Source organism: Pseudonocardia sp. SID8383, from assembly GCF_009864975.1.
In the GTDB taxonomy this organism is placed as follows: domain Bacteria; phylum Actinomycetota; class Actinomycetes; order Mycobacteriales; family Pseudonocardiaceae; genus Pseudonocardia; species Pseudonocardia alni.
This window is the reverse complement of the sequence record NZ_WWFY01001039.1, coordinates 1-666: the sequence shown is the minus strand read 5'-3', so window position 1 is coordinate 666 and position 666 is coordinate 1. Positions and strand designations below refer to the sequence as shown.

The window sequence follows — 666 nt, the reverse complement described above, 5'->3', positions numbered from 1 at the left end:
GCGCACGCGGCGCGCGACGCCGTGCACCGCCTCGCCCGGGCGGGGGCGCCGATCGTCGCCGTCGCCGCGCTGGTGGCCGCTGCACTGCTGTTCCTGCTGGGCGGCCCGCCGTTGCTGCGCTGGATCCCGGCGACCGACATCGCGCGGATGCACGTCGACTTCGACACCTTCCGGGCCTCGGCGCACGCGCTGGTCCAGCACGGCCCGGGCAGCGCCGCGATCTACGACACCGGCGCCCGCCTGCACAACCTCAACCCGCCGCTGCTGTCGGTGCTGCTCGCGCCGCTGGCCCTGCTCGACCCGGTCACCGGCTACCGGCTGCTGACGGCCCTGTCGGTGCTGCTCGTCGCCGGGTCGGTGCTGCTGGTCTGCCGGGAGCTGCGGCTGGGCCGCCGCTGGACGACCGGCGCGCTCGTGGTGGTGCTGGCGTCGTCGCCGTTGCACGGGACGCTGCTGCTGGGCCAGATCTACCCGCTGCTGCTGGCCGGGCTGACCGCGGGCTGGGTCGCCGAACGGCGCGGGCACCCGGTGCTGGCCGCCGCCTGCTACGGCGTGACGGTCGCCCTCAAGCCCTCGCTCGCGCCGGTGCTGCTGCTCCCCGCCGTGCAGGCCCGGTGGCGGCCGTTCGCGGCCGGGATCGCCGCCGCGGCGGTCGCGACGCTCGTC

Annotated in this window: 1 protein-coding gene; it reads left to right on the top strand. The window is 77.2% G+C overall.

Translation table 11 applies throughout. The features are described 5' to 3' along the window. On the top strand, window positions 1-666 hold a 666-nt coding region (locus GTW08_RS24905; protein ID WP_161152618.1), incomplete at both ends, for a glycosyltransferase family 87 protein.